This is a genomic window from Paenibacillus sp. CF095 (genome assembly GCF_900101225.1).
Taxonomy (GTDB): domain Bacteria; phylum Bacillota; class Bacilli; order Paenibacillales; family Paenibacillaceae; genus Paenibacillus.
This window is the reverse complement of record NZ_FMZN01000002.1, coordinates 356036-370275: the sequence shown is the minus strand read 5'-3', so window position 1 is coordinate 370275 and position 14240 is coordinate 356036. Positions and strand designations below refer to the sequence as shown.

General features: G+C 47.4%; 15 protein-coding genes. 1 reads left to right on the top strand and 14 read right to left on the bottom strand.

The features are described 5' to 3' along the window. Positions 1-19 precede the first annotated feature (19 nt). The 7 genes from BLS69_RS20965 to lspA form a co-directional block, all read right to left on the bottom strand. The gene (locus BLS69_RS20965; protein WP_091035821.1) at positions 20-1339 is read right to left on the bottom strand and encodes an extracellular solute-binding protein; all 1320 of its coding nucleotides are present in this window, start codon (positions 1337-1339) and stop codon (positions 20-22) included. Positions 1340-1453: 114 nt separating this feature from the next. Continuing rightward, entirely contained in the window at positions 1454-2248 is a 795-nt protein-coding gene (locus BLS69_RS20960; RefSeq protein ID WP_091035819.1) for a response regulator transcription factor, read from the bottom strand. Beyond that, the gene (locus BLS69_RS20955) at positions 2238-4010 is read right to left on the bottom strand and encodes a cache domain-containing sensor histidine kinase (RefSeq protein WP_176872909.1); all 1773 of its coding nucleotides are present in this window, start codon (positions 4008-4010) and stop codon (positions 2238-2240) included. The genes BLS69_RS20960 and BLS69_RS20955 overlap by 11 nt, the downstream gene beginning before the upstream one ends. 539 nt (positions 4011-4549) lie before the next feature. Further along, a complete protein-coding gene (locus BLS69_RS20950; protein WP_091035811.1) occupies positions 4550-5377 on the bottom strand; it encodes a carbohydrate ABC transporter permease in 828 nt (275 codons plus the stop codon). Then, positions 5377-6243 carry a carbohydrate ABC transporter permease gene (locus tag BLS69_RS20945; protein WP_036606633.1) on the bottom strand — a complete coding sequence of 289 codons (867 nt, stop codon included), beginning with the start codon at positions 6241-6243 and terminating at the stop codon, positions 5377-5379. The genes BLS69_RS20950 and BLS69_RS20945 overlap by 1 nt, the downstream gene beginning before the upstream one ends. Positions 6244-6267: 24 nt before the next feature. Continuing rightward, the gene (locus tag BLS69_RS20940) at positions 6268-7455 is read right to left on the bottom strand and encodes an ABC transporter substrate-binding protein (protein WP_371129085.1); all 1188 of its coding nucleotides are present in this window, start codon (positions 7453-7455) and stop codon (positions 6268-6270) included. Between the two features lie 311 nt (positions 7456-7766). Then, positions 7767-8258 carry a signal peptidase II gene (lspA, locus tag BLS69_RS20935; RefSeq protein ID WP_091035808.1) on the bottom strand — a complete coding sequence of 164 codons (492 nt, stop codon included), beginning with the start codon at positions 8256-8258 and terminating at the stop codon, positions 7767-7769. 228 nt (positions 8259-8486) lie between these two features. Between lspA and BLS69_RS20930 the strand changes: the two genes are divergently transcribed. Further along, positions 8487-8966 (top strand): heme-degrading domain-containing protein, encoded by a 480-nt coding sequence (locus BLS69_RS20930; RefSeq protein WP_256332373.1) that lies wholly within the window; start codon positions 8487-8489, stop codon positions 8964-8966. A 71-nt stretch (positions 8967-9037) separates the two neighbouring features. Here BLS69_RS20930 and BLS69_RS20925 read toward each other — a convergent pair whose 3' ends face one another. The 7 genes from BLS69_RS20925 to BLS69_RS20895 all read right to left on the bottom strand — a co-directional run bounded on the left by BLS69_RS20925 (position 9038) and on the right by BLS69_RS20895 (position 14014). Then, positions 9038-10015, bottom strand: a complete 978-nt coding sequence (locus tag BLS69_RS20925) for a permease prefix domain 1-containing protein (protein ID WP_091035806.1) — start codon at positions 10013-10015, stop codon at positions 9038-9040. A 6-nt stretch (positions 10016-10021) separates the two neighbouring features. Then, positions 10022-10351 (bottom strand): PadR family transcriptional regulator, encoded by a 330-nt coding sequence (locus tag BLS69_RS20920; RefSeq protein ID WP_017691704.1) that lies wholly within the window; start codon positions 10349-10351, stop codon positions 10022-10024. Between the two features lie 160 nt (positions 10352-10511). After that, positions 10512-11459: a nucleoside hydrolase gene (locus BLS69_RS20915; RefSeq protein ID WP_091035803.1), complete on the bottom strand. Its 948-nt coding sequence runs from the start codon at positions 11457-11459 to the stop codon at positions 10512-10514. 57 nt (positions 11460-11516) lie between these two features. Next, entirely contained in the window at positions 11517-11921 is a 405-nt protein-coding gene (locus tag BLS69_RS20910; RefSeq protein ID WP_091035802.1) for a DUF350 domain-containing protein, read from the bottom strand. Continuing rightward, positions 11903-13303, bottom strand: a complete 1401-nt coding sequence (locus tag BLS69_RS20905) for a glutathionylspermidine synthase family protein (protein WP_091035799.1) — start codon at positions 13301-13303, stop codon at positions 11903-11905. Before BLS69_RS20905 ends, BLS69_RS20910 begins: the two co-directional genes overlap by 19 nt. 4 nt (positions 13304-13307) lie before the next feature. Continuing rightward, positions 13308-13592 (bottom strand): hypothetical protein, encoded by a 285-nt coding sequence (locus BLS69_RS20900; protein ID WP_036671603.1) that lies wholly within the window; start codon positions 13590-13592, stop codon positions 13308-13310. Next, positions 13592-14014 carry a hypothetical protein gene (locus BLS69_RS20895; RefSeq protein ID WP_256332372.1) on the bottom strand — a complete coding sequence of 141 codons (423 nt, stop codon included), beginning with the start codon at positions 14012-14014 and terminating at the stop codon, positions 13592-13594. The genes BLS69_RS20900 and BLS69_RS20895 overlap by 1 nt, the downstream gene beginning before the upstream one ends. Between the last annotated feature and the right edge of the window lie 226 nt (positions 14015-14240).

Below are 14240 nucleotides of genomic sequence, written 5' to 3'. Positions count from 1 at the left end.
GCGTTCAAACGTGTGTACGTCAATTGCCTTTATCAATCGCAGCCTGATGATTCTTCACAAAGTCCTCCGGTGTTACCGCTTTGCCAAACAGCGCCTGAATCATATCCAGATGTGCCTGAGCGGCTGCCGGTTTCATCTGCACGTCTGCAAAGAGTGTGAGACTGCTGGCCTGATTCAATTCGTTCAGCAGGTCAATATAGAGCTGTGGAAGTTGTACTGCAGCCGTATCCACTTTGGTTGCCGGGATGACGCCTGCTTCAGTCACCGAACTTTCACCCCATTTTTCCACAAAGTATTGCACGAACTTCGCCGCTTCTTCCTTCACTTTGGAGTTCTGAGCCACGAACAGCCCTACGCCTGGTCCACCTACCCAACTGTTAATATCACTTTTGCCATCTTCCATTGTTGGGAATTTGAAAAATCCGATCTTGTCCTTGAATTCCTGCGGGATGTCCGGGTTAGTCGTGAAGTTTGGCAGTTCCCAGGTGCCCATCAGATACATAGCAGCCTTTTCATTCATGAATTCGGATTTGCCCTCATCGTTGGACAACCCGTTGAAGCCTTTGTTGAAGGCATTCATATCCACCAGCTTTTGTACCTCGGCAGCAGCTTGAGTCAGAGCAGGATCGTCAAACTTGCCGGAGCCATTGATCGCCTTTTCCAGTGCATCTCCACCTAACCGATTCGCCAGATACATATACCAGAGTGAGCCGGTCCAGCGGTCTTTATTACCCAGTGCGATCGGAACCTCACCGTTATCTGTCAGTGTCTTCAGCACACTCAGGAATTCATCGTACGTTGCTGGCGGCTGCAAGTTATATTTTGCAAAAATGGCTTTGTTATAATAAATGGGGGAGATATTCAACTCGATTGGTAACGCATACGTTTTGCCGTCTATGGCATAGGCTTCTGTTGTTCCGGCTATGAATTTGTCGCCCAGCGAGCCGCTCAGCAGATCATCGACCGGTGCAAACAGATTCCCCTTCACATAAGGCTCCAGAAATCCAGCAGCCCAAGTTACACCAACATCGGGAAGTTCATTGGATGCCGACAGGATTTTCAATTTGTTCTTGTATTGTTCATTCTCCAACACTTCCTGCTTAATGGTCACATTGGGATGATCCGTCTGATACTGCTTGATGATATCGTTGACCAGTTTGTTTTGCTGTGCGGAACTACCTGCTGGCCAGAGGTGCATGAATTTGAGGGTTACTTTCCCATCTGTGCCGTTGCTGCCCGCTTCACCCTCTTGATCCGAACTTGAACTGTTACATCCGGATAAAATTACGGCGAGAACCAGCGTCCACGACAGAAGAATGGCCATCGTCTTTTTGCTCATTATTCCAACCCCCTTGGTTTTTTCGGTTAATGTAACCGCTTTAACCAAATTGTAGCACGGGCCTATTACCTCTATAAGACCAGAACAATTTGGAAAAACTCCACTTTTTTGAGGTTATTTGTTATCGTTTTCAGATAGGGAATGACGATATTTGCTTGGACTAAGCCCCTCAAGACTTTTAAATACCGTGATAAAATACTTATCCGTCTGATAACCCACCTGTTCGGCAATCTCCGAGATGGGCATCGTAGTCTGTACAAGCAACTCCTTCGCGCGCTGAATGCGTTTGCGGGTCAGGTATTCACTAAAATTGATGCCGATCTGTTCCTTGAACAACACACTGAAGTAACTGGAGTTGAGATGGAGTAACTCAGCGATTTCACGCATGGTCACATGTTCACCCAGATGAGCATCCACATAGGCCAAAGCTTCACTGATCTGGCTATTGAGCCTTTGTTCCCCTCGCTCCTTAACATCCAGCAGCTTGGGGTCAACCATATCTTGCATCGTTTGAATACGTCGCTGTTGTTCGCTAAACTTCAAGGCTTTTTCGACGGTCTGCAGCAATTGTTCCTTATCAATCGGTTTCAACATATACTCCACAACACCCAGCTTAATGGCCTGCTGGGCGTATTGAAAATCGGCATGCCCCGACATAATCAGGACAGCAGGCTTGTTCGAAAAGTGCTGAATGGCTTCAATCAGACACAATCCAGAGAATTCCGGCATGCGAACATCCGTTATTAACAGATCTGCCGGTTTTTTCTTGAGCCATTCCACGGCCTCGACGCCACTTTCTACAGTCTGAATGTGATTTCGTCCTGCTGACCATCCCTCCAGTGTCTTGCGAATACCCTCTCTTGTACGCGGTTCATCATCAACGATAAGAATCGTTTTGTCATGAATCATATGCACCCTCCGTTCCCTTGGGAATCTCAAAGCAAATGACGGTCCCTTCCCCAACCTTACTTGTTATGGAGAGTTTGCAACGTTCGCCAAGTTGGCTGCCAAAGTAAAGCTTCAGTCGCTGATGTACGTTAATTAGACCTACACCTGTCCCCTTCTTGGACACAGCCGGCCCGCCATGTAAAGCATGAATAACAGATTGAAGCCGCATTTCATCCATACCGGGACCATCATCCCGAACCTCAATGCAAACCAGATTTTTCTCGGTCGAAGCATCCACATGGATGCTTATCTTTCCCGGTCCCAGTTTACTTTCAATGCCGTGGAGAATCGCATTTTCCACCAAAGGCTGTATAAGCAGTTTCGGAATGGGGACCTTACGAACCGCATCACTCAGCTGAATCCCCCATTGCATTCTATCTCCCAATCGCATCTGCATAATTCGAAGATAACGCTCGGCGTGTTCCAGCTCGTCGGCAATCGTAACCCATTCATCCTGCTGCGAACTGGAGATAATGTAGCGAAATAATCGGGACATCGCCACGACCATACGTGCCATCTCCTCGTCTCCCTTTTCTTCAAGAGACCAATAGAACGCCTCCAGGGTGTTGAATAGAAAATGGGGATTAATCTGAGACTGCAACGCCTTCAGTTCGGCCCGGGACTGCATGATTTCCTTCTCATGCACCACACGGGTCAATTCGTTCTGCCTGTAAACCATCTGGTTATACACGTTGTTTAGTTCATTGATCTCCATCGTAGAGCTGACCATTAGATTAGGTCTCATTGCTCCCGGCTGTGCACTGCGCATCGCCCGCATCAGGCGGATGAGCGGACGTGTAATCATCGTGGACAGAAAGAAGGACATGATGAGGAACAGCACAACACCAATGATTCCCGAGACAAGCAGCGCCGTCCTCAGGATGGATACCCCTTCCGTTGTCTCCCGCAGCGGGGTCAGGACAGCAAGTGTCCATCCCGTTAACTCCGATTTTTGCCGGACGACGATGTAGGATTCCTCCCCGTTTTGCACGACTGATCCGCTGTCCAATATGGCTTTGGGATCGAGATTTATCTCCAGATCGGAAGTCACCACTTCGCCTGCACCATCCAAGAGCATGATAGAGTCCTGCGAACCATCTGACCCATTCGAATCATTGAGTTGAAAAAAACTGCGTTGCATCCGTACCAACACATAACCTCCATGTTCGAAAGAATGATCCAGCAGGTTAATCCGCCGAATAGCCAGCAGCACACCCGGATCTTCAGGGTCAGCGCCTGCCCATACCAGTCTGCCTTTTCCTTCATCCGCCAGATTGATCCAGTTGCGCTCCACTCTGAGATCGAGGGATCGGTCATCCATCGGAAAGATGCGGTTATAACCCGTAGTGTATATCTCCATACTTTGCGCTCCGTTGATGAAAGACTGATAACTGCCTGCAATCTGCAAGAGAGCTTGGCGCTGATTAAAGGTAGCTGGGTTGCCTTGTTTCTCATCGCTGAGCAGACGCTGCACGTATGAATCATCCGCCACCTGGGCGGTCAGCGAATTCACTTGTGCAATGAGTGCATCCAATCTGCCACTGGCTTGGACGGCGGTTTGGTGAATATGTTTCTCCGCATTGCTTTTCAGCAGAGCAGCTACCCGATCATAAGCCGTTATACCTGCGAGCAGCAGAACAACCAGCATCACCATAACAAAACCAATGAAGATCTGATTGCGAAGTGAGTTAAAATGTCCTCTTTTCCCGTGCAACTTCCCCATTCTCCTCTCTTTTTGGCATGTAAAAGAACCCACCACCTTACGCCCGTGCTCTTGAAGACTGGGTACAAACGATGCCGGATTTATCTACGTATTCAGTTCTTCTATATAAAATGAACGAAAGAATATTTACACTAGCCACTACGATGACAGAATAACCTTCCAATCGCTGTTATCCCCAGATTTTTTGATTCCCTTTTTAAAGGGGAAAATCCGGTGATAAAGGCGAACGCTCCGCTTTTTCAGGTTATTTCTGCCCTCTCCGTTCTCGTGCAAATGTTTAGTTCAATTTATATAGTTAAAGCGCTTGCAAAATTGAACCTCAATCTTCTTCTCACTATCTTTGTTTACCGATTAAACTGACGACTAAAAAATAGCATAGTTTTACAGGTTAATCAATCCTCCGAAGAGTTCTCAAACGTTAAATGACAAGGATCAAAAAAAGAGAGGGGACTTTTAATGTCCACCTCTCTTTACTCATCTTCCCTGTACATATGTCCATTCCTTTTACATCTATCTTTTTCTTCCCCACATAATTTCAGTTATTTCACAGACCCTTGCGTAACCCCGTTGATGATCCACTTCTGTGCAAACAGGTAGATGATAATCATTGGCAGCAACGCGAGCAGGTAGGATGCAAATGCAAGGTTAAATTCAGTATTGAACTGTCCTTGGAATACATACTGTACTAGCGGCAGCGTGTACTGTCCCGGATCACTGATAATAATGAGTGGCAGCAAGAAGTCGTTGTACGTCGATAGGCAGGTCAGGATACCAACCGTGGCACTGATTGGTGCCATGAGCGGGAAAATGATTTTCCAGAACGTGCCCCAAGTTGTCGCCCCATCCACAAATGCCGCTTCCTCCAGTGCTACCGGAATGGACCGGATGTATCCAACGTACACAAATACGTTGAATGCCAGACCATAGACCGTGTGCAGCAGGATCAGACCTACCAGATTCGTCATCTCCAGGGATGCGGTCAGTTTAACAATCGGCAGCATGATGATCGGGAACGGAATGAACATCGCGCTGACAAAGTAATAATACAGCCCTTTGAAAAACTTGCGTTTCTCCATATTCCGCGCAATGGCATAGGCCACCATCGAGTTACTGAGCAACGTCAAAAGCACGGTTGATGCAGTAACAATTGCACTGTTACGGAACGACTGGAAGAAGTTCGTCATGTCGATGGCCCTCGCGAAATTCTCCCAGTGAAGCGTTGTTGGCATGGCAAAGACCGATTGGGCCATCTGTTCCGGATTTTTCAAAGCAATCGTAACGGTCATATACAATGGGAACAGGATAAACAGCGTGCCCAGCACAACGAGCAGCATAACGAGCCAATTGATTCGTGTACGGCTTCTCATTACAGATCCATCTCCCTTCTTTGCAGGAACCGGATTTGCAGAATTGAAATCACCGCAATAACGATGAAGTAAATAACCGAGTTCGCAGATTGATATGCATATTCGCCGCCTTCAAATCCTCCGGTGTAGATCAGATGGGAGATGGACTGCGTCGCCCGTCCGGGACCACCGTTGGTCAAGGCTACGATTTGGTCGAAGACCATAAGTGAGTTTTTCATCGCAAGCACCATATTAATGGTGAAGAAAGGTGCAATCAGCGGGAATGTAATACTCCAGAATTCACGCCATTTGCCTGCACCGTCGAGGTTGGATGCCTCGTATAGTGTCGTTGGTATCGTTTGCAGACCAGCCAAATATAGAATCGTATTCAGGGCCACGGATTGCCATACTGCAACAATGACGATACCGATCCAAGCCAGACTCTCGCTGCCGAGAATGTTGGTGGATAGCGCGTTGATGCCCAGATTTTGTCCCCAGATCGGGAATACGTTGGAGAACAGGTAGTTAAATATGTAACCTACAATCAGTACACTCAGAATATTGGGCAGGAAGTAGATGCCGCGGAAAAAGTTACGGAACTTGATCTTGGCATTCAGTCCGAGTGCAATGAGTAGGCTCAGGATATTGGTCAGGATTGTCACCACGATCGCAAATTTGAATGTAAACCAGTAGGCGTTACCCACGTTGTCATCTTGGAATAAGTTGAAATAGTTTTTAAAACCAACAAAATCATACTCTTTCCCGAATCCGTTATAATTCGTAAATGAATAATAGATGCCCTGGAGGGCCGGCAGTGTCATAAATACAAAGAACAATACAACCGCCGGAACCGTCATCCAGTAATAAGGTGCGATACGTTTGTTCATGTTCCATCCTCCTTCAGACAAGGCTTAACGCCGATTGGCAACCTTGTCCCATTCTTTGTCGAGTGTATCTAGATAGTTGTCGATGTTTTGGTTCTGCAAAAAGGACTGTACGATGGAATTCAGCTGCACCGCAGCCGGAATATAGTGATCGGGAAAGTCAACAACCTTGCCCTGCTCGATATAAGGCATCAATTCCTGTACCGCAGGATCATCCTGCTTTACATCTTCGACCGCAGAGAACAGGGTCTGTTCGTCAATGTATCTCCCGATATTTTCAGGCTCTAATAGAAACGCAATAAACGTCTCTGCCTGCTCGCGATTAGGCGTGTCCGCCGCAATGGTAAACAGGGAGTCGATCCCGTTCACCAGCTTGATCTCACTTGCATCGTTGCCTGTTGGGAACGGGAAGAAACCAATGTCAACATTCGGGTTTGCTTTGCGAATCTCCGAGATGGCCCAGGTTCCCTGGATGTACATGAAAGCTTCACCGTTAGCAAAGGCACGGTTACCGTCCGAATACGCTTTACCAAAGTTATCGCTGTGACCGTACTTCATGAGTTCCAGCTGCTTCTCAGCTACCTCGCGGTACTTCTCCTTGAACGTCACTTTGTTATCGCGCCGCTCTTGGTAGAAATCAATACCGACCAGATTGGAGGCCAGTGCATTGAACGGCAGGCTTGTCTGCCAGTCATCCTTGTATGTGAAGTAAAATGGAATCTCACCTGCATCTTTAATCTTTTGGGCGGTCGCAATGAGTTCATCCCACGTCTTGGGCACGTCCAATCCCATTTCCTTAAACAGCGTTTTATTGTACATGATTCCGTTTGCATTAGTCGCGTAAGGAATACCTGTCACTTCGTCCATACCTGTGAGATCATTCAGCATTTGTATGTAGTTCGGATCAATCGTCTGGAGTAATGAGCTGTCCGTCAGATCGGTGAAAATATCACTCTGGGCCAGGATTGAATACGTATCCGTTGCCCCCATGGCCATAATATCCGGTATATCATTTTTGACGACACGTGTCTTTAAGACCGTCTCCGCATCCGGCGGATTCACCTGTGTCACCTGAATATCGTCATGCTCTGCATTAAACGTTTTGATCAATTCATCAAAGGTTGTTTTGGCTTCAGGCTTGTTCTGGAAAAACTCAATCTGCACTTTGCCATTCGCGCTATCCCCACTGGTACAGGAAGATAAAAGTACAGCCATCGTTCCACACAGCAACATTGTCCCGAGAGCCTTGGTAAGTGTTGTTCTCATGTTGTACCTCCCTCAGCTTTATACGTAAATATTTACCCATCCAAATGGTGAAATAACCATATGGTTACTCCTTCCAAACCTATTTCAATCTGAATGAATGATATAAGTCTTTATTATTTCTAAAACGGTTTCGGTAAAATTGAATCAAGGCAGTTCTTCCCATGGCCCGAGATTGGCATAACAAAAAGGACACTGGATGATATCCCATGTCCTCAGTTATTAAGCTTATTTTCAGCCACTGTAAAGCTGTTAACCATGTGTTACGGACGCTCAATTTTGGGCAAAGTATTACGCAACCGCTTGGCCCGGTAACTCTGAAATGCACGAATTAACATGCCGATGATGATCATGACCACGCCGATGTTAATTGCGACATCAGCTAGATTCAAGATACCTCGTCCTGACGGAAACACGAGAAAATCTGTTACCCGGGCATAGATAAATCGATCGATCGCATTTCCTAAAGCCCCACCGACCATAAAACCCGCGCCAGCTTGCATCCAGAAACCGCGAATCTCACCTTTACTCCGATAATACAGCATGCCCGCTATGAACAGAACAGCAATCACACCGAACAGCCGTGCATTTCCCTGAAACATGCTGCCCGCCATGCCACTGTTCTCGTAATGCTGTAACTGCATGCCCGAGTTACCCAGTCTCATGACGTCGCCAACTTCCATATACATCCTCACTGCAATCTTGGTTCCCTGATCCACCAAAGTCACCAGCAGTGCTACAAAATAAAACAGCATCGTGCTTCTCCTCCTGCCTACTTAGCGATAACTTATTTTAACTTTAAGAGTTATGAGTATATTAGGTTCCCTTCACTTTAACACAGCCGATGTATGCTCTCCAAATGAGCCGTCTTCAACCACGCCTATAACATCCACTAACATCGTCCAGTCCGCATTTGGAAGGTACTAAACCTATTCATGTCGAATGTAGACATCAATCATATATGTAAAGGGGCTGCCTGTAATTTGAACCTGACCATGATCGAAAAATTAAAGGAAATGCAGCAGGAAGAAATGGACTTGGTATTTGGCACATTTGATTCTCAAACAGCACTTAGCCTTGGCCTGCATCTGGTTGAAGAAGCGAAGCGTCGTTCCCAAGCCGTAACCATCGATATTACCCTGAAGGGACATCGCCTCTTTTTGCACGCCATGGAAGGCACTCATCCTGACAACGAAGACTGGATTCGCCGCAAGAACAACGTGGTGAATCATTTCTCCTCCAGTTCTTGGCATACGGCTCTGAGGTTAAGAAGCGAAAACCAAAAGCTTGAGCAAGACTTCAATCTGCCTTCAACGGACTATGTCCTGGCTGGTGGCGCTTTCCCGCTAATTCTGGAAAATGAGGGACAGGTCGGCACCATTACGGTATCCGGTTTGCCTGATGAGGAAGACCATGATCTGGTCACGACCGGCATTCGCTCGTTTTTGTTGCAGCAAAACTAGATTGAATAGAACAAAAAAAGCCCACCAGATCAATATAGATCAAGTGGGCTTTACTAGCTAAAGCAGCATGCTCAGGACGGATTTTTGCTTTTCATAATATGGTACACATTGCTAAAGCTGCCGGAGAGAATGCCTGTAATCGGGAATATGGCCCAATTGATATCCCACCGTTGATATACAAAGCCTGTGAACAAGAAGATAGCTGTCGCCAGCGGCCATACAATCGCTTCCACGGCTCTCACAACCTTTACTTCTTGCTTCTTCTCTGCCGTCAACTGGTGCTTCTCCAACAGGTTCGTGTAAGCCCCCTGAATATTACCGTAATATACAAACAAGAATACTCCTACCCCAGCCATGATCATAAAAGCAGATACACCATAAGAGGCGTAGTTATCATTAATAGAGGAGGCTGCGAAAATAAACACAGGAGACAGAATGCACAGGCAGACACCCGTGATGATGGCTACACGATAAGTCAGAGCGAAGCTCTCCCGACTATGCTGAATACTCATTTTAAGTGTATAAGGAAGCTGGAAGCCCTTCTCCATATGACTGAAGCGTTCAAGCTTCATGCCACTGTGAATGAACATGCCTACCGCAATGGCAATCAGCACGAACATGCCGATCAGGCCCAGTACAGCCCCCGTTTCCACCGAACGGTTTGCAGCTGAAGTGGCATAGTTCTCAAATAAAGTATCCATGAAAATCAGAAACGCCACACCCGACGCGCACAATAAAACACCCAGCCCGATCCAAAATCCGGCATTTCTTTTGGCAGTGGTATATGCGTAGGCTTCTTCTTCCGTCAGCACAGGTACTGCCTCTTCCGTACTGACTGGCTGAATACCGAGTTCCGCAGTTAACTCCTCGATATTACCAAATTCTGAAATCACAATACCGATGGCTTCATTCTCCGACTTGCCTTCCCGCTTCAACTCCAGGTACTTATCTTCCATCCCCGAAAGGAGTTCCTGCTTCAGATGCTCCACCTCGGGGGTCTTCGGTAGACCAGCAAACATGTTCTCCAGATACACCATAATTGTCTCCATGTTCCGTCACAACTCCCTGATAAATAGATTAACAACCTCCTGCGTAACCTTCCATTCCTCACACTTTTCTCTGTAATAGTCGAGGCCGGGCGGCGTAATCCGGTAATAGGTACGACGCTTTCCCAAACTGTTCTCATCCAGATAAAACGATTCAATATAACCGTTCTTCTCCAATCGGGTGAAGGCCGAATATAATGTCGTCTCCTTCATGACGTACTTTTCCTCTGTCAGCTGCCTGATGTTCTTGGAAATCTCGTAGCCATACGACTCCCCTTCGAGCAGCATGTAGAGGATCAGCGTATCATTGTAGCCACGTATAACGTCACTGCTGATCACAAAAGATACTCCTCCTCATTACTTCATCTGTCGTAGTAGTTGAAGTATAGCACAATTTACTACGACAGGTGAAGTAGTTACTCCAAAAATGGGCAATAAAAAATCCGTACCTGGGATAGGCACGGATTTTCTTCTTTTTCTTGCAGTTAAATTCCTGCGTTTATTGGATCGCTGACAGAACGTCCAGCAGCATGGATTTGAATTTGGGCCGATCAATCGCCTCACATACACGTACATTCGGCTCTTTGCCAAAACGTCCGTTGATATCCACCACACTGTATCCGCGTGTCAGTTCTCCTGCCGCTTCCACATCCACATAATATTGACCCGACTTGGTCATGATGGATTCATCTGCCGCAACAGCCATTAACAACGTATCGGGATGAGTGGTGCCATTGAGTTTATGTACCGACTTGTTGAACTGCATAACCACTTTGTTGATTGCGGTGAAGAAATCGGCACCGGATGTACCGAGAGCTGCAATCTCTGCATGATCGTCATCGTCCATGACTGAATATTGCGTGCACATTTCCCAGCCAACCATCGTGATTGGAATGCCCGCATGCAGTACAATTTTTGCTGCTTCCGGGTCCACGTAGAAGTTATACTCCGCCGCTGGCGTGATATTGCCCAGTGCATTATTGGTTCCACCCATGATGTACAGATGAGCAATCTCCGGAATAATGGTTGGGTCCTTCTGAATTGCCATTGCAATATTGGTCAGCGGAGCAATCGCCAGAAGTTCAATTTCACCTGGATGTGCATGCACCTTCTCAATGATAAAATCAACCGCGTGACCGCTCTCGGGACGCTGATCTGCCTTTGGGAAATGTGCGCCACCCATGCCGTCATCACCATGCACATCTTCCACTGTGCGGTGCTGAGCCTTTCCGTAGGCCATTAGCGGACGCTCGCAACCTTTATACACAGGCACCTTGCCGCCATGTCCAGCAACCTGTACCGTGTACAGGGCATTTTCAACCTCCTGGTCGAATTGTACGTTACCGCCCGTAATGGTGATGCCTTCCACCTGAAAGTGATGCAATGCCGTCAGGATCGCAATCGTATCGTCTCCTGCTGTATCTGTATCGATGATGACTTTTCTCATGATGCCGCGCTCCTTCTTCCATTTGATAGTAAACTCTATAAAACACTATGTCTTATTTTACATCAAAAATGTACCGATGACGATGGAAACGCCGATGATAATCGAACGCAGCAGTTGTGCTACCGCCATATTGCCTCGTGCGATTTCGTCGCATACCCGCATTTTTGGAATCAGGAAATCAAATATAATATAGACCAGACACAGAATAATGATTCCAAGCGCCGACCACATCAGCATATCTAGCCACGAGTGCGTGGAGAAGGACACCATACCTACAATAATACACAGTCCCAGCAATTTGCTGCCCATGTACATGCCTGCCGCCTCGTTACCTTTGGCGATTTCCTCACTATCGTTATACCGGGTCAATTTGCTAAAAGCGAAATATCCACATACCAATACCACCAGCAGAATGCCTACACCCACCGCCACATTCACGAGGTTTAATCCCAAGTTTTCCATTCCTTTTCCTCCTCATCATTCATCCGTTCACGTACTGTAGCCGCGCAATAATAGGCCATATCTCCGGTCACTTTCTCCCCGACCCGGGGCAGTACTCCTGCCAAGCGCCCACCGATAACAAACACCCCTGTAAGCAGATAACCGCTGTACGCTCCATCTTCCGTCTCAATCACGGCCTGTTCCATCGGCACCAGCTGCTGATAGATTTTGGGCTGGTTTTCGTAATAAGCTGTAATCTCTTCATCCTCGTCTGTTGCCCCAGTTGCAAGATTGGATTCCAGCGCCTCGTTAAGAGGATGCTCCATATCCTTCTTTCCAAGGGCATTGTTCGTTCCTCCATCCAGCAAAAGAGTACCTCTGCCCTCGCGTCCCCAATAACTTTTGGATACATACGGTATGGCATTCAGCTCGAAAGGCTCAGCCGAAAAATAGGTGGGCAGCAGATATCGGGAAATCACATCCATTTCTGCTTCATCAAAGAGGGTAAACCCGCAATATTCCGGGGTTTGCTCGTTACGCTCGTAGAGCGACCAGATCGCCGCCATGAAGCCTTTGCTCTGCATCAGTACATGCTGAACCGGATTCATCAAGCCCAGCCGTCCTTCACGTACAAGTTCAAGCAGTGCAGCACCAATGTCCACCCCTGTCGTCTCATCCCGATCATCAATCAGATACTCCAGTGGATAGAGACGGTACAGCAGGTTAATCTCCCGCCCCTTATGGTAAAGCGCCTCTCCCGGAACAATCTCCAGTTCCTCAAGTGGAGCATAGAAAACTTCGTATCCCGCTTCCTGACAACGTCTCATCAGGTATTCCGTATTTGTTCGATCTTCGACATGTTCGCCAAAAGAAGTAAACGTCACCGGACCCTGCAATCCTTGGTTTGCATAGAATTCCAGCCATATCCTGAAACACTGCCGAATACGTGTATCCATCTCGGCAGATGGCCCAGTTATCGTAGTATCCTCAGCAAGAGCGACCAGAATATCTTCCAGTGTTGCAACCTCCGGGATACCCGTAGGGGTGTCCGTATTATTTTCAATACACTTCGGTCCAGCTTCTCCAATAATCCAGTCCTGACGGGTAATGCCTCCAGTTACCATCTCCATACGTGCTGCCGAAATAAGCCCCGGATGGATACCCAACTGATGCTCCAAAAAAGAATCCGGCATATATTGCTGGATAAATCGCATCACTTTACAGTAAATGCCGTCTACCGCCTCAGCTGCGGTACGCAGCTCTTGTATCTCCGAGGGAGAATAGACCGTCAATGCAGGCACACAATACTGCTTCCCGTACATTCGATGGTATGGAATCTGTTGTCCCGCTTCACCCTGAAACACCTCTTCGTGACTAAACGGCAGTTGAACCACTTGCCTCATCCGGTTATCCTCCCGAACTGCGGAAGAAGCTACCGAAGCCGCTTGATTTGGACTTGGATTTGCTATAGGAGCTGTTACTGTCCTTGTTGCTTCGATACGACGACCCACCGTAGTAATAGTGCCCACTGCTGGAATCATATTCACATCCGGTATCATACTCCGGGTCACATTCATCATTGTTGCTGCCACAACCCGATAACACGGCAGGTACCGCCAGCATCAGGGAGAAAGCAACCAGCTTTGCTTTTGAACCGGGTTTCGATGCTTGCCCCCGCTCTTGGTCACTCATTACAGATCCACCTCTTTCATATAAAACAACACTTTCTTGCGATCCGCATCCAGCACGGAATACAGGAACTCATACGTCTTGCCACCGCGAACCATGTAATGGTCCAGCAGTTGCTCGGCAAGCTCCATCGTATAGGTGGAGGATACTGTGAGTTCCAATTCCTGAAATGAACGTCCATTCCACAACATATACTCTGCGCTGTACATGGAAGACATTTTGCACATCGCCAGCGCAGCATCCGCAATAGCTGCCCCGTACTCATCCGGCATCTGTTGCTCATACGCCGTTACATATACTGCATGTTCCCGCCCATCCTGGCATTCATTGGACAGATGCGCCCAGAGTTTGTTTTTCACCAGGGTGGCATCCACCAGTTTGCGCATGAACAGTTCATCGCGTGTGACTGAAGTCTGTTCCAGCACCCCCGTCTCCGCCTGTCGATCATCCGACCAACTCCGATACGTCAATGAATAATAGATACCGATAACCTCCCTTTTTGCGAGCTCTTAGGTGAGCCGTTTCAATTCATACAAACGTATTTAACGCATGGGGAGGTAAAAAGTTACACTATTCCCCATGACATGTAAAAATAAGAACAGGTTGTCGCCCAGTTCTTGGATCAACAAAGCTTGAAAAAACAAGCAAATT

Bases quoted from the DNA above. Each gene is read 5' to 3' on its own strand.
- lspA (WP_091035808.1), bottom strand. From the start codon at position 8,258: ATGCTGTTTTATTTTGTAGCACTGCTGGTGACTTTGGTGGATCAGGGA.
- BLS69_RS20900 (WP_036671603.1), bottom strand. From the start codon at position 13,592: ATGAGTGACCAAGAGCGGGGGCAAGCATCGAAACCCGGTTCAAAAGCA.
- BLS69_RS20955 (WP_176872909.1), bottom strand. From the start codon at position 4,010: ATGGGGAAGTTGCACGGGAAAAGAGGACATTTTAACTCACTTCGCAAT.
- BLS69_RS20905 (WP_091035799.1), bottom strand. From the start codon at position 13,303: ATGAGGCAAGTGGTTCAACTGCCGTTTAGTCACGAAGAGGTGTTTCAG.
- BLS69_RS20950 (WP_091035811.1), bottom strand. From the start codon at position 5,377: ATGAGAAGCCGTACACGAATCAATTGGCTCGTTATGCTGCTCGTTGTG.
- BLS69_RS20940 (WP_371129085.1), bottom strand. From the start codon at position 7,455: ATGGCTGTACTTTTATCTTCCTGTACCAGTGGGGATAGCGCGAATGGC.
- BLS69_RS20960 (WP_091035819.1), bottom strand. From the start codon at position 2,248: ATGATTCATGACAAAACGATTCTTATCGTTGATGATGAACCGCGTACA.
- BLS69_RS20925 (WP_091035806.1), bottom strand. From the start codon at position 10,015: ATGGAGACAATTATGGTGTATCTGGAGAACATGTTTGCTGGTCTACCG.
- BLS69_RS20965 (WP_091035821.1), bottom strand. From the start codon at position 1,339: ATGAGCAAAAAGACGATGGCCATTCTTCTGTCGTGGACGCTGGTTCTC.
- BLS69_RS20915 (WP_091035803.1), bottom strand. From the start codon at position 11,459: ATGAGAAAAGTCATCATCGATACAGATACAGCAGGAGACGATACGATT.
- BLS69_RS20910 (WP_091035802.1), bottom strand. From the start codon at position 11,921: ATGGAAAACTTGGGATTAAACCTCGTGAATGTGGCGGTGGGTGTAGGC.
- BLS69_RS20945 (WP_036606633.1), bottom strand. From the start codon at position 6,243: ATGAACAAACGTATCGCACCTTATTACTGGATGACGGTTCCGGCGGTT.